This is a genomic window from Duganella sp. CY15W (assembly GCF_009857555.1).
In the GTDB taxonomy this organism is placed as follows: domain Bacteria; phylum Pseudomonadota; class Gammaproteobacteria; order Burkholderiales; family Burkholderiaceae_D; genus Rugamonas; species Rugamonas sacchari.
In genome coordinates this window covers 1,281,358-1,304,820 of record NZ_WWCQ01000001.1, presented here as the reverse complement: position 1 = coordinate 1,304,820, position 23,463 = coordinate 1,281,358, and the positions used below count along the sequence as shown (strand labels likewise).

The following is a 23,463-nucleotide window of genomic DNA, read 5'->3' as shown; positions in this document are numbered from 1 at the left end:
TCGCCCCACCGCGAGCGCGCCGGGCGTGTTCACCGTTTACTTTGCAGATTGCGATCCAATATGTCTATTTCCATCAAAACCGCCGAAGATATCGAAGGCATGCGCGTTGCCGGCCGCCTGGGCTCGGAAGTGCTGGACTACATCACCCCCTTCGTCAAGCCGGGCGTCACCACCGGCGAGCTGGACCGCCTGTGCCACGAATACATGGTCAACGTCCAGGGCACCATCCCGGCGCCGCTGAACTACTGCCCGCCCGGCTACACGCCCTACCCGAAAGCCATCTGCACCTCGGTCAACGATGTGATCTGCCACGGCATCCCGGGCGATAAAGTGCTCAAGAACGGCGACGTGGTCAACCTCGACATCACCGTCATCAAGGATGGCTACCACGGCGACAACAGCCGCATGTTCTTCATCGGCGAGCCGTCGATCATGGCCAAGCGCCTGTCCGACGTCACCTATGAATGCATGTGGCTGGGCATCCAGCAAGTCAAGCCGGGCGCCTTCCTGGGCGATATCGGCCACGCCATCCAGCAGCATGCCGAAAAAGCCGGCTACAGCGTGGTGCGCGAATTCTGCGGCCACGGCATCGGCAAGGTGTTCCACGAAGAGCCGCAAGTGCTGCACTACGGCCGTCCGGGCACCGGCGTCAAGCTGGAAACCGGCATGATCTTCACGATTGAGCCGATGATCAACGCCGGCCGCCGCGAAATCCGCGAAATGGGCGACGGCTGGACCATCAAGACCAAGGACCGCAGCCTGTCGGCCCAGTGGGAACACATGATCCTGGTGACCGACACCGGCTACGAAGTGCTGACGCTGTCGGCCGGCAGCCCGCCGCCGCCCGCGTTTGTGACCGGCGGCGCCGCCAAGGCAGCATAAACCGTGAACACGGCCGTGATGAAGAAGGAACTGCGCGAACAGCTCAAGCGCCAACTCAAGGCTGACCGTCAGGTCGTGATCGCCGCCTTCAAGGAAGACGGCAAGCCGGAGAAGCTGCTGCGCAGCCTGCGCCAGAGCGTCGACGCCGTCCTCACCACGGCCTGGCACGCGGCCGGCCTGCCGGACAACACGGCGCTGATTGGCGTCGGCGGCTACGGCCGCGGCGAGCTGTTCCCGTATTCCGACGTTGACCTGCTGATCCTGCTGGAGCAGTCGCCCGACGCCGCCACCACGGAAAAACTCGAAGAACTGGTGCAGCTGCTGTGGGACCTGGGCCTGGAAATCGGCCACAGCATCCGCACCGTGGACGAGTGCCTGACCGAATCCGCCGCCGACATCACGGTCCAGACCAGCCTGCTCGAAGCGCGCATCATCTGCGGCGACGAGCAGCTGTTCCAGCAGCTGGAAGCACGCTATGAGGCCGCCATGGACCCGCGCGCCTTCTTCCACGCCAAGCTGCTGGAGATGCGCCAGCGCCACGCCAAGTACGAGGACACCGCCTTCAGCCTGGAGCCCAACTGCAAGGAGAGCCCGGGCGGCCTGCGCGACCTGCAAGTGATCCTGTGGCTGGTCAAAGCCTCCGGCCTGGCCAATTCCTGGCGCACGCTGGCCACCAGCGGCCTGATTACCCAGACCGAAGCCAAGCAGCTCATGGAAAAGGAACGCGCCTTCAAGGACATCCGCGTGCGCCTGCACCTGCACGCCGGCCGCCGCGAAGACCGCCTGGTATTTGACGTGCAGACCGCGATTGCCGAATCGCTGGGCCTGACCGCCACCGGCAGCGGCGTCCACATGCGCCGCGCCAGCGAATACCTGATGCAGCGCTACTACTGGGCCGCCAAGACCGTCACCCAGCTCAACACCATCCTGCTGCAGAATATCGAAGAGCGATTGTTCCCGAAATCCGGCGAAGCAGTGCGTATCAACGAGCGCTTCAACGACGTCAACGGCCTGATCGACATTGCCGACGACGATACCTTCGAGAAGAATCCGTCGGCCATGCTGGAAATTTTCCTGCTCATGACCGAGCGCCCTTCGCTCAAGGGCATGACGGCGCGCGCCACCCGCGCACTGTGGCACGAGCGCTTCCAGATCGATGCTGCGTTCCGCGCCGATCCGGTCAACCGCTCGCTGTTCCTGCGCATCATGCAGGCGCCGGTCGGCATCATCCATGCGCTGCGCCGCATGAACGACCTGTCCATCCTGGGCCGCTACCTGCCCAACTTCCGCAAGATCGTTGGCCAGATGCAGCACGACCTGTTCCACGTCTACACGGTCGACCAGCACATTCTGATGGTGGTGCGCAATATGCGCCGCTTCACCATGGCCGAGCACGCGCACGAATACCCGTTCTGCAGCCAGCTCATGGCCAACTCGCCGCAGCCGTGGGTGCTGTATCTGGCCGCGCTATTCCATGACATCGCCAAGGGCCGTGGCGGCGACCACTCCAAGCTTGGCATGGCCGACGCCGAACAGTTCTGCCGCGAACACGGCATGAGCGACGAGGACACCGAACTGGTGATCTTCCTGGTCGAGAACCATCTGACCATGTCGCAGGTCGCGCAAAAGCAGGACCTGTCCGATCCCGATGTGATCCAGGCCTTTGCCAAACTGGTGGGCGACGAGCGCCACCTGACCAGCCTGTACCTGCTAACCGTGGCCGACATCCGTGGCACCAGCCCGAAAGTCTGGAACGCGTGGAAAGCCAAGCTGCTCGAAGACCTGTACAAGATCACGCTGCGCGTGCTGGGCGGTGAACCGCACAGCGCCGACAACGAACTGCGCAACCGCCAGCAGGAAGCGCTGGCCACGCTGCGCCTGTATGGTCTGGCGCCGGACGCGCACGAAGCGTTCTGGAAGCAGCTCGACGTCGCCTATTTCCTGCGCCACGACGCCTCCGACATCGCCTGGCAAACGCGCGCGCTGTACGAGCGTTTCAACAGCGAGCAGCCGGTGGTCAAATGCCGCCTGGCGCCGATCGGCGAGGGCCTGCAGATTGCCGTCTACATCAAGGACCAGCCGGATCTGTTCGCGCGCATCTGCAGCTATTTCGACCGCAAGAACTTCTCCATCCTGGACGCCAAGATCCACACCACGCGCCACGGCTATGCGCTGGACACCTTCCTGGTCACCGAGCAGAACTTCGCCAAGAACTACCGCGACATCATCAGCCTCATCGAGCACGAACTGTGCGCGCTGCTGACCACGCCGGAAGCCCTGCCCGCGCCGAGCAAAGGCCGTTTGTCGCGCCTGTCGCGCACCTTCCCGATCCAGCCGACGGTGGACCTGCGCCCGGACGAACGGGGTCAATATTATCTGCTGTCGGTCGCGGCCAATGACCGCACCGGCCTGCTGTACTCGATCGCCAATGTGCTGACCAAGTACAAAATCAACCTGCACACGGCCAAGGTCATGACCCTGGGCGAGCGCGTGGAAGATGTATTCCTCATCGACGGTGCGGCGCTCAGCAACGCCCGCAACCAGATCCAGCTGGAAACCGATCTGCTGGACGCCATCAAGGTATAAACTGTTTTTATCCAATACGAGCATCATCATGTCTGAAGAATTACTCCGCCTGTCCAAACGCATGTCCGAACTGGGCCTGTGCTCGCGCCGTGAAGCCGACGAGTGGATCGCGCGCGGCTGGGTTCGCGTCGACGGCAACGTCGTCTCCGAACTCGGCACCAAGATTTACCCGAGCCAGAAAGTCACCGTGGAACGCCAGGCTGCCGCCGAGCAATCCAAGCGCGTGACCATCCTGATCAATAAACCGATGGGCTACGTCAGTGGCCAGGCCGAGGATGGCTACCAGCCAGCCGTGGTGCTGGTCAAGCCGGAAAACCGCTGGCCCGACGATCCGTCGCCGGAAATGTTTCATCCGACGCAATTGCGTTCGCTGGTACCGGCCGGCCGCCTGGACATCGACTCCGTCGGCCTGCTGGTGCTGACACAGGATGGCCGCGTCGCCAAGCACCTGATCGGCGAAACCACCGACGTCGACAAGGAATATCTGGTGCGCGTCGAATACACCAAACCAGGCAAGCTGCCCGACAGCGACCTGAAAAAGCTGAACCACGGCCTGTGGATGGATGGCAAGCCGCTGTTGCCGGCCAAGGTGCGCTGGCAAAACGACGACCAGCTCAGCTTCACGCTGCGCGAAGGCAAGAAGCGCCAGATCCGCCGCATGTGCGACATGGTCGGACTGAAAGTTGTTGGTTTGAAACGAGTTCGCATCGGCAAAGTGAAACTGGGTGATCTTCCCGTGGGGCAATGGCGCTATTTGCGCCCGGATGAGCGCTTCTAAGCCACAAGTACCTAAATTTTCTTGCCTTTTTGCAAGCCAAAATAGCGAATCCGCTGTAAACTGCGTAGATCGACCTCGCATTGTAGAAGTCATTATCAAAGAGATATGCCGTCGTGAACGATCCAATACCAAATGAATTTCGTCGCCCGGCTCCCACCCTAAAAGACGCTGTGGAGCCAATTGCGGCGGGTTCGAACCCGCACGACATGACCGATGAACATGACATCGGTGATGCCCTGACTTTCCTTGCCGATTCCGGCGAGCCGGTCTCCATTTACCCGTCGTCCGCCACCAATGTGGTGATGGCGCGGATTAAATCGGTCGATCCGGAAAATCCCTACTTTGTGGTGGAGCTCAACGAAGGTGAATTCCTGCCGCCGGGCGAAGCGGTATTTGTCGCCTGGATGCGTTCGTCCAAGATCCAGTTCAAGCTGTCGTCCGACACCTGGTCCACGCTGCCCGAGCAGCCGACCATGCTGCCGCTGGAATTCCCGCTCAAGTGCAATGTGCTGAACCGCCGCGCTTCCACCCGCCTGGAAACGCCGCTGGGCGTGTACTACATGGCGTCCTTCGTCATGAACGGCAAACCCTACGAGCTGCAGCTGTACGACTTCTCGGCTGGCGGCGTCGGCATGCGCGCCGCGCCGCGCGACGCGGTCGGCCTGCATGTGGGCAAAAAGCTGCAGCGCGTGCGCCTGGAACTGGGACCGGATTCGGTGATGATCGCCGACCTGGAAGTACGCCTGTCGCGCACCTTCCGCTCCTTCCTGCTGGGCGAGCAGGTGCAGATCGGCTGCCAGTTCATCAATCTGTCGCCCATGATGGAAGAAGAACTCAAGCGCCTGCTCGACAAGCTGAACTCCAACAAATACCGTTGATCGGCTAACAGAGCAGCGCACCGGTCCATGCCATAATCAGCGCATGGACAAAGAAAAGGAATTACAACGTTCCAAGCGTCTGGCCCTGTCGCTGCTGGCGGCAGCGGCAGCCATGTTCATCATCACCTCGCTGCTGCCGCGCGGCTTCTGGATCGATGGTGTGCGCGCCATCGCGGAAGCGGCCATGGTGGGCGCGCTGGCCGACTGGTTTGCCGTGGTGGCGCTGTTCCGCAAGGTGCCGATTCCCTTCGTCTCGCGCCACACGGCCATCATCCCCAACAACAAGAACCGCATCGCCGACAACCTGGCCGGCTTTGTCGAGGACAAATTCCTCAAGCCGGAATCGCTGGCCGCCGTGATCCTCAAGTCCGATCCCGCCACCAACGTGGCCGAGTGGCTCAAGACGCCGGCCAACCGCAACTACCTGGCGGCACAACTGGCCAGGCTGGTGCCGGAAATCCTGGCCACGGCCGACGATGCGCGCATCCAGCAGCTGCTGCGCGACGCGCTGCACGCGGCCATCGGCAAACTGGATATGGCGCCCTCGCTGGGCACCGTGATCGCCAGCCTGACCAGGGAAGGCCGCCACCAGGAGCTGCTGGACGACGGCATGCGCGCGCTGATTGGCCTGTTGAACCGCCCGGCCACGCGCCAGGTGATGGCGGAACTGATTACCAGCTGGCTCAAACGCGAGCATGCGGCCATGGAGCTGGTGCTGCCGACCGGCTGGATCAGCGAAAACGGCGCCACCATGATCGCCAATACGCTCAACAACATCATGGAAAACATCGCCGCCGACAAGGACCACAAGCTGCGCGCACGCTTTGACGAGATGGTGCAGGCCTTCGTGCTGCGGCTGCAGTCCGATCCCGCCTTTATCGCCAAGGGCGATGAGTTCAAGCGCTACCTGCGCGACAGCGAGACTTTCAACCGCTACACCAAGGACTTGTGGATCAGCGTACGTGACTGGATCCGGGCCGACATTGCGGCCGAAGACTCGCGCCTGAGCACCGGCGTACAGCAAGCCAGCGCCTGGCTCAGCGAGGAACTGCTGGCGCATCCCGATATGCGGGCGTCGCTCAACCAGCACTTGGCCGGCATGGCGCGCACGCTGGCGCCGGCGTTTTCCAGCTTCCTCACGCGCCACATCAGCGATACCGTCAAGGCCTGGGACAACCAGGACATGTCGCGCCAGATCGAACTGAATATCGGCAAAGACCTGCAATTCATCCGCGTCAACGGCACGCTGGTGGGCGGCATGATAGGCCTGCTGCTCTATCTGAGTGCGCAGGCGATGGAGTGGCTGGCGCGCTGACTATCATGTTAGGATAGGTCTATTTCCGCTTCCGCCCCCATCTCAGACAGCAGCGTGCGTAAATCCTGGCTTACCTTGGTCATCCCCGCGATATGCGCCACAGCGCAAGGGGCCGATATTCCCGTCACCATTTACGCCGACGCCGGCTATCCGCCCTACTCCTACGAAAAAGATGGCAAGCCGGTTGGCCTGTATTACGACATCGTGCGCGCCGCCTTCGGCCATATGCACGGCTATAAAATCGAGGTACAAACCGTGCCATGGAAGCGCGGCATGGCCCTGCTCAAATCAGGCACCGGCTTTGCGCTCTACCCGCCCTACATGAACGTCAAGGACGAGCCGTGGACCTGGCCTTATTCGCAGCCGCTGTATGAGGAACACGTGGTCGCCTACTGCCGCAAGGATGTTATCGCCGCCAAACCGCGCAAGCGCTGGCCGGAGGACTTCTACGGCCTCACCATCGGCAACAACGCCGGCTTCATCATCGGCGGCGAGGAGTTCGACAAGGCCGTCCAGGCCCATAAGCTGCGCATCGAGGAAGGCAAGGACAGCGAAACCAACATCATCAAGCTAGGCTTGAAGCGCACCGACTGCTACATCAATGACCGTGTCTCCATCCAGTGGACCATCAGCCAGCTCAAAGCGGAACACAAGTACGATGAAGGCGGCGCCCACGCCGAACTGGCAGAAGCCATACAGATCGGCAGCAATCAGGCCTACCTGGGCTACACCAGCCGTGATAATGGCCGCTATGCGTTCAAGCCCGATTTCGTCAGGCAGTTTGACGCCGCCATCCTGCAAATGAAGCGCAGCGGCGAAATGGACAGCGTCATCCGCAACTTCTTCAAGCCGCACTAAGGCTTGCCCAGCTCCGCCAGCGCGCGTTCCAGCACCGGGTCGCGGCCGGCGCGCAGGCCAGCCACGGTCTGCTTCACCTCAATCTGCGGCGGCACGCCGATGCCGACAAATTCACGGCCATCCGGAAACAGGTCGCGCTTGATGCAGATGCGCGCACCGCCGCCGCCCGGCAATGTGAAGTTCAGCGGCTGGCCGGTACTGCCGCCAGTCGCCTCGCCCAGCGTCAGGCCGCGCTCCAAGACGTTGAAGGCCACCACGAAGTCCTCGCTTGCGGAATACGTCTGCGGACCGGTGAGCACGGCCACACGGCCTTCATACACCTGGTCGCGCTGCTGCACATAACCGCCGTTGGCCAGCTGCGTCCAGCTCATGATGTTGCCGCTTCTGGCGCGGTTGTAGCTATCGTCGCTGCGGATGTAGCTGACCGCGCCGGTGATCGGCTGGCGCGTCAGGTAGCTCAGGATCTCATAGCCGATCTGGCCATCGCCGCCGCCATTGCGGCGCATGTCGATGACCAGTGCGCGTGCCTTCATTATCTGCGGCAGCGCCGCCTCAAATGCTTTCAGGCCGGTGTTGTCGCTGAAGTGCTCGATGCGAAGGTAGGCGATGCCTTGATCCAGCATCTTGAATTCCGGCGCTTGCGGCGCAAGGTAGCTGCCGGTGCGGGCGATTTTCTCTTCGCGCTCCGCACCATTGGCGGCGCGCAGGCGCAGCGTTACGGCATCGGCAGCACGGCCACGCAGCAAACCGACCGTGTAGGTCTGGAAGTCCCGGTCCTGCGGCGCGCCAGCACTGATGCGCGGATAGACGCGCTGCCGCGCATAGTCGTGCACCGGCATGCCATCGATCGCCAGCAGCTCGTCACCGGCATGCACGCGTGCGCGCAGCGCTGCATCATCAACGAAAGCCACCAGCACGCGCCCCTCCACCAGTGCCATACGCACCGGCGGCACGGCGTAAAACTCATCGGCCAGTTCTCCCGGCGTCCAGATATTCGTGTGGCCATCCCTCAGCAACGGCGCCAGCTCCAGCATGACGGCATAGTAGTCGCGCGTGGTGCGCGCCGCCATCACCTTGGGCAGATAGTCCAGGTAGACCTGGTCCCAGTCCAGATCCGGCACCTTGTCGAAGTACACAAAGCTGTGGCGCGCCTCGGTCCAGAACTGGGTCAGGCCGGCGATGCGTTCCTCAACCGTCAGCGCCGCTTTGTAGGGGTGATCGCTGGCCGGACCTTTCCATACGCGGTCCGGCGTCAGCGATGCATCCAGCATGGCCTGAAAACGCGGCTCGCCACGGATAGCGTCAAAGTCGCTGCCGCCACGCAGCGCCTGGGCAGCACCGGGATACCACAGTATCATGCGCGCCTTGCTCAACGCGGCCAGTGCCTCCTCCTTGCGCCCCTGGCGGCTGTAGACTGCCGCCAGCGGAATCAGGTTGTTATATGCATCCAGCTGCAAGGCAGGACTGGCCGAAGCCACCTCGTCCCCGTCCAGATAGTGCTGCGCTTCTTCCAGCAAGGCGGCGGCCTGCTGCAAATCGGCAGGCGCGGCGCCAGCCATGGTGAATTTGTCCGCCTGCGCGCGCAGCGCCCGCACGTGCTGCGCGCTGTCGATGACACTCGCCGCCGCACAATGCGCAGCGAGCGTCGCTGCCAGTAGCGCTGCCGAAATCCGTTTCATACTCCGCCTTGCCTAAAATTCAAGAAGGCGGATATTGCCAGATCCTTAACAGGCGCACAAGCTCAGTGCTTCGCCAACTCCAGCAGCGCAGACGTGGCACAATGTCGGCTTACTTTTTTGGAAGAGCATCATGACCATATTTGCCGCCCCCGTGTTCGACGCCACCGTGATCTACGACGGCCATGAATTATTCAAAGGCCAAGGCGCCGCCAAAGGCTGGGCTGAAAAACTGGCGAAGGAGCTGGAGTGCGCAATCGGCGTCGAGAAGATCGGCACCGGCTGGGTACTGACCGGCACCGTCGACGGCGAAGCCTGCAAGTGGAGCATCGTTGGCCAGCGCCTCAAGCGCATGGACTGAAGCGCCGCCACAAAGCGTGCGTTAGCGCACATCGTCCGGGCACGCGCGGGCGTAGCATGCTCCTGACCCGATCAGCGAGGATAGCCATGAAACGCGACCCGCACGCCGCCATCGCCGCAGCCTGCCCTTCCCCAACGCCCGCCCCCATCGCCGCCAAGCTGGCGGGGCTGCGCTATGTGCACGACGACCAGCCAGGCATCGCCCGCCGCCGGCACGGAAAACACTTCCGCTACCTGGACGCCGATGGCAAGGCCGTCACCGACGACGACACGCAGGCCCGCATCAAATCGCTGGTGATTCCGCCGGCGTGGACCGATGTCTGGATCTGCAAGCATCCGCTGGGCCACCTGCAGGCCACGGGCCGCGACGCGCGCGGCCGCAAGCAGTACCGCTATCATCCGCGCTGGCGCGAGCATCGCGACGATGCCAAGTACGGCCGCATGCTCAGCTTCGGCAAGGCCCTGCCATCGATACGCAGCGCTGTCGATGGCGCGCTGCGCCAGCCTGGCCTGCCGCGCGAGAAGGTGCTCGCCACCATCGTCTACCTGCTGGAAGCGACGCTGATGCGGATCGGGAATGAGGAGTACGCGCGCGAGAACAAATCCTTCGGCCTCACCACGCTGCGCGACCGCCACGTGCGGCTGGATGGCGGCAAGGTGCAATTCCGCTTTCGCGGCAAGAGCGGTGTACATCATGCGGTGGAAGTGCACGACCGCCGGCTGGCCGGCATCATCCGCCGCGTGCGCGACCTGCCAGGCCAGGAACTGTTCCAGTACGAGGACGACGAAGGCAATCCGCACGCCATCGATTCGGCCGACGTCAACGCGTTTCTGCAAACCGTCACTGGCGCCGACTACACCGCCAAGGACTTCCGCACCTGGGCCGGCACCGTGCTGGCCGCCGTCGCGCTGCAGGAATACGAAAAATACGACTCCGAAGTACAGGCCAAGAAGAACGTGGTGCAGGCCATTGAGTCGGTCGCCAAACGGCTCGGCAATACGCCGACCATCTGCCGCAAATGCTATGTGCATCCCGCCGTGATCGAGTCTTACCTTGACGGCACCATGCGCGAGACGCTCAGCCGCCGCGCGCAACAGCAGCTCAAAGACGACCTGCATGCGCTGCGTCCCGAGGAAGCAGCCGTGCTGGCACTGTTGCAACACCGTCTGCAGACACCAGCGGAACGCCCATAAAATCGGAGTAAAATCGGGCTATGTCTCAGAGCCCGCCCTTCCCTATCCGCAAAGAGTGCCCGCCCGGCGCCTGCGTGTGCGGACGCGACGAACTGCTCGATACATGGGAGCGCGAAGGCGCTGATATCCGCGTGCTGCAACTCACGCGCGAGGAAGAGAAGCGGCTCATCGAGCGCATTGAGTCGATCGCCACGTATGAAGATCTGGGACGCGTCAAGCAGCGCTTGCGGGAGCTGCTGGGCATCACGCTGACCATCACGCCTAGCGTGCACGGCGTCAGCACCGTCATGGGCCTGTCGATCAAGCTGGCCGAGCAACCGGGCTTGTGCCGCAAGACGCATGAAGCGCTGCCGGCGGCGCTGCGCCGCTGCTTCCGCAACAATCCCGATATCGTCTATGCGCTGCTGAACGCCCGCGACCTGCTCGGCAATTAGCCCGGATGCGCGAGTGCCGCGCCGGGCATCAGGCCTTCGCCGCTGCCGTCCGGGTAAATGTCGTGGAATTTGCTGTAATCGAGGATACGCACATTGCCTTCCAGCTTGTCGGACATGATGTCGGCAAAGTGGTGGTTGAAGTAGATATGTTCGGCAGCATAGGTCTGGCGCGCGTGAACAAAATCGTTGAGCGTATCGTCGGTGCCGGAAATCGCCACCGTCAGCGTGGTGCCTTCGTTCTGCAAATCCTGCTGGCTCTTGCCGAACAGCGGACTGGATTCATCGATCTTGTGCAGAATGGTCCAGGTCAGCGCGAACACGCCGGAATGTTCGCGTTCCAGTGTCAGATCGTAGAAGCGCGTGAACACCTGTCCTTCCAGCGTGGTCTCGCGCCGTACCAGCGAAGCGCGCACCGAGGCTTCCAGTATCAGATTGGCGCGCTCGTTCCCGGCGCGCAGCATCAGCGTTGGTACGCCATTAAACGGCGTAATCACGGCAACCTCGGAAAACATGATGCGTGACGTCGGCCGCGAGAAGCGTGCAAACAGCAGGCCAGTCACGGCGGCCACTTCCACCATGCCCAGCAAAATCTCAGTCGAGGCCACCACGTGGCCATAAGTCGAACCGGGGTTCATGAAGCCATAGCCCACGGTGGCCAGCGTCTCGATCGAGAAGAACACGCAATCGGGGAAGTAACCCGGCCGGGCGTTGGAGATCGAACCCGGCACCAGATAAAATGCCAGCGCAAATACCAGGTTGGTGAAGAAGTACAGCGCGCCAATCAGCAGGAAGAACTGCGGCCAGCCGATGGTCAGCATCCAGTGATAAATGTCGCCCCAGTGCCAGCGGTTGATGCCGATGCGTTTGATGCGCGAAGTCCCGAGCTGGAATTCGCCGCGCACCTGCCCTACGCGTGGCCGTACGGCTTTTTGCAGCGGCGGCTGTTGGCTCATGATGTCAGTCGTCGTCGTTGGGATCGAGGCCGGGGAACATCACCTCGGTAAAACCGAATTTGGAAAAGTCCTTAATCCGCATCGGGTACAGTTTGCCCAGCAAATGGTCCACCTCATGCTGCACCACGCGCGCGTGGAAGCCATCCACATCGCGCCTGATCGGCTGATTGTGCTGGTCCACGCCCTCGTAACGCAGCCTGGTGTAGCGCGGTACGCTGCCACGCATGCCCGGCACCGACAGGCAACCCTCAAACGCTTCTTCCATTTCTTCCGACAACGGCGTCAGCACCGGATTGATTAATACCGTTTCCGGCACTTGCGGCGCCTCAGGGTAACGCGGATTGTGCTTGAAGCCATAGATCACCAGCTGCAGGTTGACGCCGATCTGCGGCGCAGCCAGACCGGCGCCATTGGCCGCGTGCATGGTGTCGAACATGTCGGCAATCAGCTCGCGCATGGCGGGCGTGTTGAACTCGGTGACAGGTTCCGCCACGCGCAGCAGGCGCGGGTCGCCCATCTTCAGGATTTCACGAACCGCCATAATGTCTAGTCCTTAATCTGGCACTGGATTTCACGCAGGAACTGGCAATATTCGTCGCCGGTTTCCGCATGCTTGAGGCCCATCGCGGTGGTCGCCTTGAGGTAGCCCAGTTTCGAACCGCAGTCGTAGCGTGTGCCATCGTAGCGGTAGGCCAGCACGCGTTCGTCCTTCATCAGCGAGGCGATACCGTCGGTCAGCTGGATCTCGCCGCCGGCGCCGCTGCCCAGGTTTTCCAGATAGTCGAAAATGCGGCCCGAGAGTACGTATCGGCCCACCACGGCCAGCGTCGATGGCGCTTTGTCCGGCATGGGTTTTTCAACGATGCCGTGCACCAGCTCCAGCTTGGGCTGATAGCCGGTGGCACTGACGATGCCATACTGGCGCGTCGCTTCACGCGGCACTTCCTGCACTGCCAGCAGGCTGCAACGCTCATATGCGTACAAGTCGGTCATCTGCGCCAGCACCGGCTTGACGCCCGTGGCGGTGTCCATGAAATCGTCCGCCAGCAGCACAGCAAACGGTTCATCGCCAATTACGGGACGGGCGCACAGCACTGCGTGGCCCAGGCCCAAGGGCTCCGACTGGCGGATATAGATGCAGTTGACGTGCTTGGGAATCACGTTGCGCACCAGCTCCAGCAGCTGCTGTTTGTTGGCGGCTTCGAGTTCCGACTCCAGCTCATAGGCCTTGTCGAAATGGTCTTCGATCGCGCGCTTGTTGCGGCCAGTGATGAACACCATCTCACTGATGCCGGCGGCAACCGCCTCCTCCACCGCATACTGAATCAGGGGCTTGTCAACGATAGGCAGCATCTCTTTAGGCTGCGCTTTGGTGGCGGGCAGAAAACGGCTGCCCAGGCCTGCCACGGGAAAGACTGCTTTTTGAATTTTTGGCATAACTATTTTTCTTCAAGTAGTGCGAGCAGTCCTGCTTCGTCCAGAATCGTCACTTCCAGCTCCTGCGCCTTGGCCAGCTTGCTGCCCGCATCCGCGCCAGCGACAAGGTAATGTGTTTTCTTTGATACCGAGCCGGAAACCTTGCCGCCCTTCGCTTCAATCAGCGCGGCGGCCTGGTCGCGGCCCATGGTTGGCAAGGTGCCAGTCAGGACAAAGGTCTTGCCCGTCAGATGGCCTTCCGCAGCCACAGTTTGCGGTAACTGCGCCAACAGGTCTTCGCGCAGCTTGTGCAGCGCCTTGACTTGCTCGCGATGACCCGGCTGCGCCATCCATTGTTCCAGCGACTCCGCCACTGCGGCCGGCAGACTGAATACGGTGAACACGGGCAGGTGCGCCAGCACTTCCAGCGAAACCTCCTGCTCCACCAGCTGTTTGCTGCGTGGCTCCGTCAGCTTGGGAATTCCCAGTGCCGCCATCAGCTTGATGACGTCCAGTTTCTCGCGCAGTTTGGCGCTTGGCGCATGTTCGCCTTGCGGCGCCACGCCTGCGGCCAGCAGCGCATCGATCGCTTCCTGATTCTTTGGCTCGGCGAAGAAGTCCGCAATCGATTCCGCCACCGTGCCGCCGATATCAGGCAGCACGCGCAGCAAGGCGGCTGGCACGCGGCGTATCAGGTCGAAACGCCCCAGCCATTCCGCCAGCGTCTTGGCCGTCGATTCGCCGACGTGGCGGATGCCCAATGCGAACAACAGGCGCTCCAGCGGCGGGTTCTTGCTGGCGGCAATTGCTTCCAGCAGATTATCCGCCCACTTGGTGGCGATTTTGCCTTGCACGACCGTCTCCGGCGTGGTGCCGTCGCGTTCATCTGCCAGGCGCTTCATCTCCAGCAGGTCTTCCAGCTTGAGCGCATACAGGTCGGCCACGCGCTTGACCAGGCCATGCTCGACCAGGTTGTCGATATAGCGGTCACCCAGGCCTTCAATGTCCATCATGCGGCGGCCGGCGAAATGTCGGATTGCTTCCTTGCGCTGCGCGGAGCAGAACAGGCCACCGGAGCAGCGCGCGATTGCTTCGCCTTCTTCACGGACTACATGCGAGCCGCACACCGGGCAAGCCTTCGGCAGCTCGTAGGCCACCGTCGATTCGGGGCGCTTCTCCAGCACCACGGCCAGCACTTCCGGAATCACGTCGCCAGCGCGGCGCACGATCACCGTGTCGCCGACGCGTACATCCTTGCGGCGCACTTCGTCCTCGTTGTGTAGCGTGGCGTTGGTGACGTTGACGCCGCCGACAAACACGGACGCCAGGCGCGCCACCGGCGTGATGGCGCCGGTGCGGCCGACCTGCACTTCAATCGCCTGCACCACCGTGGTTGCTTCCTCGGCCGGGAACTTGTGCGCCAGCGCAAAGCGCGGCGCACGCGAGACGAAGCCCAGCGCCCGCTGGTCTTGCAGCAGATTGGCCTTGTACACCACGCCATCGATCTCATACGGCATGGAGGGACGCGCGGCGCCGATCTGCTGGTAGTAAGCCATCAGGCCATCGTAACCGCGCACCACCGTGGCTTCCTTGGCGACCGGCAGGCCAAGTTCGCGATACCAGTCCAGCAGCGCCGAATGCGACAGCGGCATCTCGGCGCCTTCCAGCGCACCGATACCGTAAGCGAAGAAGCTCAGCTTGCGCGACGCCGTGATGCGCGAATCCAGTTGGCGCAGGCTGCCCGCCGCCGCATTGCGCGGGTTGACGAATTCCTTCTGTCCAGCCTCGCGCTGGCGCGCATTCATCGACTCGAAATCGCGCTTGAACATCAGCACTTCGCCGCGCACGTCGAGAATGGCCGGCGGATTGCCGGTCTTCAGGCGCAGCGGAATGCTGCGGATGGTGCGGATATTGGTCGTGACATCCTCACCCGTGTAACCGTCGCCGCGCGTGGCCGCTTCCGTCAGCACGCCGTGAATGTAGCGCAGATTGATCGCCAGGCCGTCGTACTTCACTTCTGCCGCGTATTCAACATAGTCGTTAGCGTCGATCCCCTCGGATACACGGCGGTCGAAGTTCTCGATGTCCTCGTCGCTAAAGCCGTTATTCAGCGACAGCATCGGCACCGTGTGGGTGACCTGTTCGAACTGCGGCAGCGGCGCCGCGCCAACACGCTTGGTCGGCGAGTCAGGTAGCGCCAGCCCGGGGTGCTGCTCTTCCAGCTTTTGCAGTTCGATGAACAGCTTGTCGTATTCCGCATCGGGAATGGTTGGCGCATCCAGCACGTGATAGGCGTGCAAATGGCGGTTCAGCTCCGCGCTGAGTTGTTCGATGCGCGTTTTGAAGTCTACTTCCTTCATTGCCTTACCTTAGCTGAACAGACGCAATGCGCGGGTGGAGCCGGCAGCAATGTCGGCGTCATTCATTTCATCGTAGAAGTCCTGCACCTGGCTGGCGATTTCCGTCAGCGCGGCATCGGACAGCGGCTGGTTGTAGTCATCGACAATGGTGGCGTCCAGGCGCGCTACCAGCGCCCTGGCGCAGGCCACCATGGCGCCAAAGCCGTCGCGCGCAGGCGCCACGCAAGGCACGTCCAGCAGCAGCGTCAGGCGCGCAGTGGTTTCCTCGGCCGGCGTCACGTTGGTGGACAGCGAGAACAGGAAGCCACCCTCGCCATCCGGCATCACGAAGCGGCCATCAGGACGCACGTCGAAGCCCTGCTTCTCCAGCGCGCCGATCAGCGTGTTGACCGACCAAGGCGCACCATTCGATTGCAGGTTGACGCCCAGCTGTGCGTCATGACCGGCGACGAAGCGGTGCAGATTGCGCGCTTCGGCCATCACTTCAATCATGTCAGGGATTTCCGGCTCGGCGCCGATTTCGTCGGCCATGGCGCGCAGGCGCGTGACCAGTTCCGAATACTCCAGTTCATTCAGCGCGGTGCTGCGGCTGGCCAGCTGCACGCCGCCCTGCAACCGGGTGTAGACGCCGCCATGCGCGATCGGTTCCCAGTCGCCGCTGACGGCCATGCCGATGTAGTGCACCGGCTTGTTGCCGACCATACGCAGGGTTTGCAGTATGGGCAGCAGTTTGTCGCCGCGCGCCGGGGCTTCCAGCGCCAGCGGCAGCAGGCAGTCGATGAGCGGATCAACCAGCGCCGTGGCCTGTTCCGCCGCGGCGGCCGATGCAGCGTTGGCGCGGGCAGCCAGCTGGTCGTCGCTGGCCGGCTTGCCGGCTTCGTCGTCGGTGCTGAACTCCGCTGCAACGGCGCTCAGTGCCGACGCAGCAGCACTGGCCTCGCCGCCAGCCAGGCCGGGCGCGCTGCCATCGAGAGAAAAGCTGGGCTCCTGGCGGGCGACCGGTTCGTCGCCGCTGCGCATGAGCACATCGTCATGGTCGGTGGAAAAGGCCCGTTCGACACTCTTCTTGGCCTTGTATTCCTGGATTTTGTTGTACGTGAAGACGCCGGCGACAAACACGCCGGCGGCTGCGATTAAGCTGAGTTGAAGATCGTTCATGCTGCTTGTGCCTCGGTAGCGAAGTTTGCGGCGGATTCCATATCCACCGCCACGATGCGCGATACACCCTGCTCTTGCATCGTCACACCGATGAGTTGATTGGCCATCTCCATCGCAATCTTGTTGTGCGAGATGAAGAGGAATTGGGTCTGGTCGGACATGCGCTTGACCATACGGCAGAATCGTTCGGTATTGGCGTCGTCCAGCGGCGCATCGACCTCGTCGAGCAGGCAGAACGGCGCCGGGTTCAGGCGGAACATGGAGAACACCAGCGCCGTCGCGGTCAGCGCTTTCTCCCCGCCGGACAGCAGGTGGATGGTGGCGTTCTTTTTGCCCGGCGGTTGCGCCATCACCTGCACGCCGGAGTCCAGGATTTCGTCGCCCGTCATCATCAGCTTGGCCTGGCCGCCACCGAACAGGATCGGGAACAGTTCGGAGAAGTGGCCGTTGACGCGGTCGAACGTGTCCTGCAGCAGATCGCGCGTTTCCTTGTCGATCCTGGTGATGGCGTCTTCCAGCGTGGCGATCGCTTCCTGCAAGTCCGCGTTCTGCGAATCGAGGAAGTTCTTGCGCTCGGAAGCAGTCGCCAGTTCGTCCAGCGCCGCCAGATTGACGGCGCCCAGCAGCGAAATCGCATTGGTCAGGCGCGTCACCTCGCCCTGCAGATACGAGGCCTTCATGTCCGGATGCAGCTTCTCGGACAGCGCCGCTTCGTCGGCCTGCACTTCGGCCAGCTGGGCGGCAAACTGTTCCTGGTTCAGGCGCGCGGCCTGCTCCTTGAGCTGCATCTCCATGATCTTGTCGCGCTGCGGTTGCAGTGCGCGTTCGGTCGACAAACGGCCTTCCTCGAACATGCGCAGCTGCTGCGCGATCTGATCGAGCTCGTGGCGCGCGTCCGACAGCGCTTTTTCCTGGCTGGTGCGACGGTCCAGCAATTCCTGCAAGCCTTCGTTGGCCGTGCCCTGCTCCAGGCTCTCCAGCTCCGTGCGGCCGGCTTCCAGGCTTTCCGTCACCTGCGCCACCTGCGCGGTGGCGGTGGCGATATTGCGGCGGAATTCCTCGATCTTGCTGCGCTGGGTCTTTTCAGCGAACTGCACTTCCTGCGCCGCGCGTTCCAGATCGCGCAAGGCCTGGCGGGCATCGGCCAGGCGCTGCTCTTTTTCCATGAACACGGTCTGGCCATCTTCGTGCGTACCTTGCAGGTTGCCGAGTTCCATGTCCAGCTGTTCGAACTTCTCCTCGGACTCCAGCTTGACCTGGGTTTGCTCCTCTTCCTGCGCGGTGATCTCGGCCAGGTCGGTTTCGATCTGCGTGCTGCGCTGGTTAAAGCGCGCCTCGATCTCGGTCAGTTTCACCACGTCGATTTGCAGCGTATGCACCGACGATTGCAGGCTTTGCAGCTTGGCGCGGTACTCCGTCAGACGGCGGGTCAGCTCACTGAGCGCAGCTTCCGCGCGCACCGAACGCGCGCGCGCCTCGTCGGCCAGCATCTGCTGCGCGCGCAGCTGCTTGGTGATGTTGTCGATTTCCTGCTGGCGGCCCAGCATGCCATCCTGTTCCGAGTCGGCCGCATAGAAGCGCACACTGCCCGGCGTGATGACGTGCCCCTGGCGCGTGATGATGCAAGCGCCAGCCGGCAGTTTGGTGCGGTCGGCAAACGCTTCCGCCGCATCGTCCGCCGTGTAGACGTTGTGCAGCCAGTCCTGCAGCAAACCGCGCAGTCCCGGATCGTTCAACTTCAGCAGGTTCAGGAACGGCTTCAGGCCCGCCACTTCCACCGGATTTGGCGGCACCGCGGTAGACGGTGCATACAACGCCAGTTTGGCTGGCGGCGCGTCGCTGAAGAAGGCCTTGGCCCATTCGATGTTCGACATTTGCAGCGCAGAGGTACGCTCGCGCAGCACCGACTCCAGCGCCTGTTCCCAACCCGCTTCGATATTCAGTTTCTGCCACAAACGCGGCAGCGACTCCAGCTCATGCTTTTGCAGCCACGGCGTAACCTTGCCTTGCGTCTGCACGCGTTCCTGCAGCTGGCGCAGTGCATTCAGGCGCGCTTCCAGTTGCGCGTTCGCGGCGGTTTCGCTATTGACCTGCTGCTGCGCTTCCTGGCGCTCCTGCTCCAGGCGGGGCTGCTGCTCGAGCGCCTCTTCCAGCATGAAGCTCTGTTCTTCCAGCGACTGCTGCTTTTCTTCCAGCTGCAAGCGCAGGTTGGACAGGTGCGCGCTATCAGGCATGCTCAAGCCGCTCTTTTCCTGCATCAGGCGCTCGCGGCGCACGGCCAGGCCATTCAGGATGTTGTTGGCGTTGCGCTGATGGGCCGACTCCAGCTCCAGCTGCTGCTGCGCCTGCATGATGCGGGCACGCGACTCGGTGCTTCTGGTCTGCGCTTCCTTCCAGGCCTGTTCCAGCATCGGCAGCGATTCGGCCTTTTGTTCGGCCATCACGGCCGACTCTTCGACCTTCGCGCTCAGCTCTTCGAGCGAGAACTCGGCTTCGGCAATCTGCTCGCCGTATTCATTGGCCTGGCGTTCCCATTGATCGCGCTGCGCGGTCAGTGCGGCCAACTGCGCTTGCAAACGGCTACGCGACTCCACCACGAATTTGATCTGCGCTTCCAGGCTGCCGATTTCGGCGTTGGTCTGGTACAGCGCACCCTGCGCCGTGTGCAGACGGTCGCCGGCGGCAAAGTGCGACTGGCGCATCTGCTCCAGCGACAGCTCGACGTTGCGCAGCTTGGCGGTTTGTTCTTCCAGATCGTTCTGCGCCTGCTCGACTTCGCGGAAATACTTCTTTTGCTCGTTCTCCGCCTCGACCTTGCGCAGCAGCCAAAGCAGCTTTTGCTTCTCTTCCTGGTCTGCCTGCAGCTGATGGAATTTGGTGGCGACGGCGGCCTGGCCTTCCAGTTTTTCCAGGTTGGCATTCAGCTCGCGCAGGATGTCTTCCACGCGCAGCAGATTCTCGCGCGTGTCGTGCAGACGGTTTTCTGTTTCGCGGCGGCGTTCCTTGTACTTCGAAACGCCGGCCGCCTCCTCCAGGAATACGCGCAGTTCTTCAGGACGCGATTCGATAATCCGCGAAATCATGCCCTGGCCGATAATCGCGTAAGCGCGCGGCCCCAGGCCGGTGCCAAGGAAGATGTCCTGGATATCACGGCGCCGCACCGGCTGGCCGTTGATGTAGTAGGTGGAGGTGCCATCGCGCGTCAGCGTGCGCTTGACGGCGATCTCGGCGTACTGGCCCCACTGGCCCGCTGCCTTGCCCGCATGGTTATCGAACACCAGCTCCACCGATGCGCGGCCAGCCGGCTTGCGGTTGGTCGAGCCGTTGAAGATCACGTCCTGCATGGATTCGCCACGCAGCTCCGACGCTTTTGATTCGCCCAGCACCCAGCGCACGGCATCGATAATGTTCGATTTGCCGCAACCGTTGGGACCTACGACGCCAACCAGCTGACCCGGCACCTGAAAATTGGTGGGATCAACGAAAGACTTAAATCCCGACAATTTGATGGAAGAAAGACGCACGTTGTTATCTGGTGTGTGGGCTGTAAAATTTCACAATAATACCATTTTGCGCATCATATCAGGCCGGAAAGCGTGCAACGTTGCACGGCCCTCAGTGCTGCTGCGTCAGCTGTTGCTGCGGGTTGTGCCACATCTGCCGGGTGAAGGGCTGGTCGCGGCCGGACAGATACAATGCGGCCTGCGTGATCCATTGTTCGGCCGGAATCGGCTCAACGGTCGGCGCCACCAGCAGCACGGGAATACACAGCACCACCAGCACGCGGCTCAAGGCCATGTGGTGCTCGGTGCTGGCATACCAGATGAAGACTGCAGCCACCAGCAGGCCAAGCAGGCAACCCGTGACGGACTCGGATGTCGAGTGCGCTTGCACATACACGCGCGAAATGGCGATCAGGACGGCAAGCAGCACGCCCGCCAATGTACCCAGCTGGCGTGCCCACACTGGCGAGGACCGGGTCACCAGATAGCCGGCCACCGGAAAGACTGCGGCAGCGCGCATCGCATGACCGCTAAAGCCGGCAAACTCAACCGACGCAACCCCGACACCCCAACCGATAAAGGCCATTTTGGTAATGACGACCAGCGCCATGCCGGTACCAAACAGCAGCGCCCAGATGGCGGTCAGGCGCCAGGACTTGCCAGCCAGCAGCCAGACCACGATGGCGACGCCGATCGGGCCGGTCACCGCAAGACTACCTATTACACTTAACCAATGCCACCAAAAATACATACTGCTCCTTATTTTGCACCGCACCATCTATTAGACCACATACGCAAGCATTATAGCGAAGCATTACCTGAGGGCAATGCGACCTGATCGGCCAAGCCGTGGCATACTGCCCGCATGCTGACCCTACTTGGAAAATCGACCTCAATCAATGTGCGCAAGGTGCTGTGGACTTGCGCTGAAACCGGCCAGGCCTACCAACTGGAACAGTACGGCGGCGGCTTCCAGCCGACCGGCACGCCGGAATTCCTGGGCCTGAATCCCAACGGCCTGGTGCCGGTCGTTATCGATAACGGCCAGGCACTATGGGAATCCAACACCATTTGCCGCTACCTGGCGGGCAAGCACGGCCGCACGGACCTGCTGCCGGTTGAGCCCATGGCGCGCGCCCAAGTGGAGAAATGGATGGACTGGCAAGCCACGGAACTGAACAACGCCTGGCGCTATCCCTTCATGGCGTTAATTCGCGGCAGCGCCGAGCACCAGGATCCGGCCATGATCGCCAGCAGCACCAACACCTGGAACCGGCTGATGGCCCTGCTGGATCAGCAGCTTGCCGCTACCGGCGCCTACGTGTGCGGCGACGCCTTTACGCTGGCCGATATCGTCCTCGGACTATCGCTCAATCGCTGGCTGTCCACCCCTGTCGCGCGGCCGGCGCTGCCCGCGCTGCAGGCCTGGTCGCAGCGCCTGATGGAACGCCCTGGCTACGTCCAGCACGGCGCCAACGGTACGCCGTGATCACGCCAGGCCGAAGTTCTCCACCACGAAATCGACAAAGGTGCTGAGCTTGGGCGTGGTCTGCCGACCGCGCGGATAAATCAGATGCAAGGGCCGCAGCGGAGGCATGTAGTCGCACAGCAGCGGCACCAGCCGGCCCTGGGCGATTTCTTCAGCCACGACGATTTCGGGCAGCATCGCCAGACCAAAGCCATTCAGGGCCATCTGCTTGACCGCCTGGCCGTTATTCGAGCGGAAGCGGCTCGGCTGCGGCGATGGCAGCGCGCCATCCGGCTGTCCCAGGCGCCAGCGCACCACACGGCGCCAATGCAGAAAGTCCAGACACTGGTGCTGCGCCAGATCGGCAGGCGTGGCCGGCGTGCCGCACCGTGCCAGGTAGGCTGGCGCGCCGCAGATCACCATGCCATATGGCTTGAGCGGGCGCGCGGTCAATGTCGAGTCATCGAGCCGGCCGATGCGGATGGCGGCATCCAGCCCCTCCTCCACCAGATCGGAAATGCGCTCGCTGAGATCCAGGTCCACGCTGACCTCTGGATGCGCCGCCATATAGGCCGGCAACAGCGGCGCCAGCAAGGCGCTGCCAAACGCCACGGGCGCACTGATACGCAAGTTGCCGCGCGCACTGCTGCGCATCGCCAGTGCGCCCGATTCCGCACTCTGCACGTGGGCCAGTATCTGGCGGCATTGCTCGCAATACTGCTCGCCGATTTCGGTCAGGCTCTGACGGCGCGTGGTGCGGTTCAGCAGCCGCGCGCCGAGGCGCTGCTCCAGGTCGGCAATATGCTTGCCCACCATGACCACCGACATCTCAAACGCCCTGGCCGCCGCCGTAAAACTGCCCGCTTCCACGACGCCGACAAACACCTCCATGCTACGCAGCCTGTCCATGATTATGAATTACCAGTTAAAGATATTGTAAATATTAAAGTATTTATCGTTGACTGGTTTAAAACCATACTGAGTCTTTACTTTCTGGAGTACAAGATGAGCTTTTCGACCTGGCTGCTATTCCTGTCCGTTTCAATGGCTGCCGCTTTTAGTCCTGGTCCAGGCGTGCTAATGGCGATCTCCACCGCGTCGAGCCAGGGTGCGCGGCGTGCGTTTTACAGCTCGGCCGGCAATGCGCTGGGCGTGTTCATCGTTGCGACGACGGCGGTGACGGGACTGGGATTGGTGCTGAAGGCGTCCGCGCTGGCGTTCGGGCTGCTCAAGCTGGCCGGCGCCGCGTATCTGGTGTATCTGGGCATCCGCCTGTGGCGCAGCGCCGGCCAGCAGAGCGCAGCGCAGGCGCTGCAGCCAGCGGCGGAGGAAAGCCGCCTGAGCACCTTCCGCGCCGGGCTGCTGGTGGCGGTCAGCAATCCCAAAGCGATCCTGTTCTTCACCGCGATCTTCCCGCAGTTTATGCCGCCGGACCACATCGATCCGCTGCGCTTCCTGCTGCTGACCGCCACCTTCACTGCCTGCACGCTGCTGTCGCACTTCTTCTACGTGAACTGCGCATCCTGGTTGAAGCGCAATATCGCCAGCAGCGCCAAGCGCCGCCGCCTGGCCGGCCGCAGCGGCGCACTGGTGTTTATCGGGATGGGTGGCGCACTGCTGACGGTGCGCTAGACGCGGCTCAAT

At 62.4% G+C, this 23,463-nt stretch carries 20 protein-coding genes; 11 read left to right on the top strand and 9 right to left on the bottom strand.

Features of this window, described 5'->3' with window-relative positions; translation table 11 throughout:
* The first annotated feature begins 60 nt into the window (after positions 1-60).
* The 6 genes from map (at position 61) to GTP58_RS06135 (ending at position 7,297) form a co-directional block, all read left to right on the top strand.
* Positions 61-882 (top strand): type I methionyl aminopeptidase, encoded by an 822-nt coding sequence (map, locus tag GTP58_RS06160; RefSeq protein ID WP_072784446.1) that lies wholly within the window; start codon positions 61-63, stop codon positions 880-882.
* An 18-nt stretch (positions 883-900) separates the two neighbouring features.
* A complete protein-coding gene (locus tag GTP58_RS06155) occupies positions 901-3,468 on the top strand; it encodes a [protein-PII] uridylyltransferase (protein ID WP_161077280.1) in 2,568 nt (855 codons plus the stop codon).
* 28 nt (positions 3,469-3,496) lie between these two features.
* Complete coding sequence (locus tag GTP58_RS06150; protein WP_084560102.1) at positions 3,497-4,246, top strand: pseudouridine synthase; 750 nt, start codon at positions 3,497-3,499, stop codon at positions 4,244-4,246.
* Between the two features lie 206 nt (positions 4,247-4,452).
* Entirely contained in the window at positions 4,453-5,124 is a 672-nt protein-coding gene (locus GTP58_RS06145) for a flagellar brake protein (protein ID WP_161077279.1), read from the top strand.
* Positions 5,125-5,167: 43 nt separating this feature from the next.
* A complete protein-coding gene (locus GTP58_RS06140) occupies positions 5,168-6,439 on the top strand; it encodes a DUF445 domain-containing protein (RefSeq protein WP_161076670.1) in 1,272 nt (423 codons plus the stop codon).
* A gap of 54 nt (positions 6,440-6,493) precedes the next feature.
* Positions 6,494-7,297, top strand: a complete 804-nt coding sequence (locus GTP58_RS06135; protein ID WP_373924701.1) for a substrate-binding periplasmic protein — start codon at positions 6,494-6,496, stop codon at positions 7,295-7,297.
* Here GTP58_RS06135 and GTP58_RS06130 read toward each other — a convergent pair.
* On the bottom strand, positions 7,294-8,976 hold the full coding sequence (locus tag GTP58_RS06130) for a S41 family peptidase (protein ID WP_161076669.1): 1,683 nt from the start codon (positions 8,974-8,976) through the stop codon (positions 7,294-7,296). The genes GTP58_RS06135 and GTP58_RS06130 overlap by 4 nt on opposite strands.
* 130 nt (positions 8,977-9,106) lie before the next feature.
* On the opposite strand from GTP58_RS06130, the gene GTP58_RS06125 reads away from it, so the two are divergent.
* The 3 genes from GTP58_RS06125 to GTP58_RS06115 all read left to right on the top strand — a co-directional run bounded on the left by GTP58_RS06125 (position 9,107) and on the right by GTP58_RS06115 (position 10,961).
* Complete coding sequence (locus GTP58_RS06125) at positions 9,107-9,334, top strand: hypothetical protein (RefSeq protein WP_072784429.1); 228 nt, start codon at positions 9,107-9,109, stop codon at positions 9,332-9,334.
* A gap of 86 nt (positions 9,335-9,420) precedes the next feature.
* Positions 9,421-10,527: a DNA topoisomerase IB gene (locus tag GTP58_RS06120; protein ID WP_161076668.1), complete on the top strand. Its 1,107-nt coding sequence runs from the start codon at positions 9,421-9,423 to the stop codon at positions 10,525-10,527.
* A gap of 20 nt (positions 10,528-10,547) precedes the next feature.
* Complete coding sequence (locus GTP58_RS06115; RefSeq protein WP_161076667.1) at positions 10,548-10,961, top strand: hypothetical protein; 414 nt, start codon at positions 10,548-10,550, stop codon at positions 10,959-10,961.
* On the opposite strand, the gene GTP58_RS06110 is transcribed toward GTP58_RS06115, so the two are convergent.
* The 7 genes from GTP58_RS06110 to GTP58_RS06080 all read right to left on the bottom strand — a co-directional run bounded on the left by GTP58_RS06110 (position 10,958) and on the right by GTP58_RS06080 (position 21,057).
* On the bottom strand, positions 10,958-11,914 hold the full coding sequence (locus GTP58_RS06110; RefSeq protein ID WP_161076666.1) for an ion channel: 957 nt from the start codon (positions 11,912-11,914) through the stop codon (positions 10,958-10,960). The two genes, GTP58_RS06115 and GTP58_RS06110, sit on opposite strands and share 4 nt — an antisense overlap.
* Positions 11,915-11,918: 4 nt before the next feature.
* A complete protein-coding gene (gene def, locus GTP58_RS06105) occupies positions 11,919-12,455 on the bottom strand; it encodes a peptide deformylase (protein WP_161076665.1) in 537 nt (178 codons plus the stop codon).
* Positions 12,456-12,460: 5 nt separating this feature from the next.
* Complete coding sequence (gene galU / locus GTP58_RS06100) at positions 12,461-13,351, bottom strand: UTP--glucose-1-phosphate uridylyltransferase GalU (RefSeq protein ID WP_161076664.1); 891 nt, start codon at positions 13,349-13,351, stop codon at positions 12,461-12,463.
* Positions 13,352-13,353: 2 nt separating this feature from the next.
* Positions 13,354-15,690, bottom strand: a complete 2,337-nt coding sequence (gene ligA / locus GTP58_RS06095) for an NAD-dependent DNA ligase LigA (RefSeq protein ID WP_161076663.1) — start codon at positions 15,688-15,690, stop codon at positions 13,354-13,356.
* 9 nt (positions 15,691-15,699) lie between these two features.
* Complete coding sequence (locus GTP58_RS06090) at positions 15,700-16,848, bottom strand: cell division protein ZipA C-terminal FtsZ-binding domain-containing protein (protein WP_161076662.1); 1,149 nt, start codon at positions 16,846-16,848, stop codon at positions 15,700-15,702.
* Complete coding sequence (smc, locus tag GTP58_RS06085) at positions 16,845-20,372, bottom strand: chromosome segregation protein SMC (RefSeq protein WP_161076661.1); 3,528 nt, start codon at positions 20,370-20,372, stop codon at positions 16,845-16,847. The genes GTP58_RS06090 and smc overlap by 4 nt, the downstream gene beginning before the upstream one ends.
* A gap of 91 nt (positions 20,373-20,463) precedes the next feature.
* Positions 20,464-21,057, bottom strand: a complete 594-nt coding sequence (locus GTP58_RS06080) for a phosphatase PAP2 family protein (protein WP_373924700.1) — start codon at positions 21,055-21,057, stop codon at positions 20,464-20,466.
* A gap of 159 nt (positions 21,058-21,216) precedes the next feature.
* Here GTP58_RS06080 and GTP58_RS06075 point away from each other — a divergent pair, with 159 nt between their 5' ends.
* Positions 21,217-21,840 (top strand): glutathione S-transferase family protein, encoded by a 624-nt coding sequence (locus tag GTP58_RS06075; RefSeq protein ID WP_161076659.1) that lies wholly within the window; start codon positions 21,217-21,219, stop codon positions 21,838-21,840.
* Here GTP58_RS06075 and GTP58_RS06070 read toward each other — a convergent pair whose 3' ends face one another.
* The gene (locus GTP58_RS06070) at positions 21,841-22,728 is read right to left on the bottom strand and encodes a LysR family transcriptional regulator (RefSeq protein WP_161076658.1); all 888 of its coding nucleotides are present in this window, start codon (positions 22,726-22,728) and stop codon (positions 21,841-21,843) included.
* A gap of 96 nt (positions 22,729-22,824) precedes the next feature.
* Here GTP58_RS06070 and GTP58_RS06065 point away from each other — a divergent pair, with 96 nt between their 5' ends.
* The gene (locus GTP58_RS06065) at positions 22,825-23,451 is read left to right on the top strand and encodes a LysE family translocator (RefSeq protein ID WP_072784415.1); all 627 of its coding nucleotides are present in this window, start codon (positions 22,825-22,827) and stop codon (positions 23,449-23,451) included.
* Positions 23,452-23,463 lie beyond the last annotated feature (12 nt).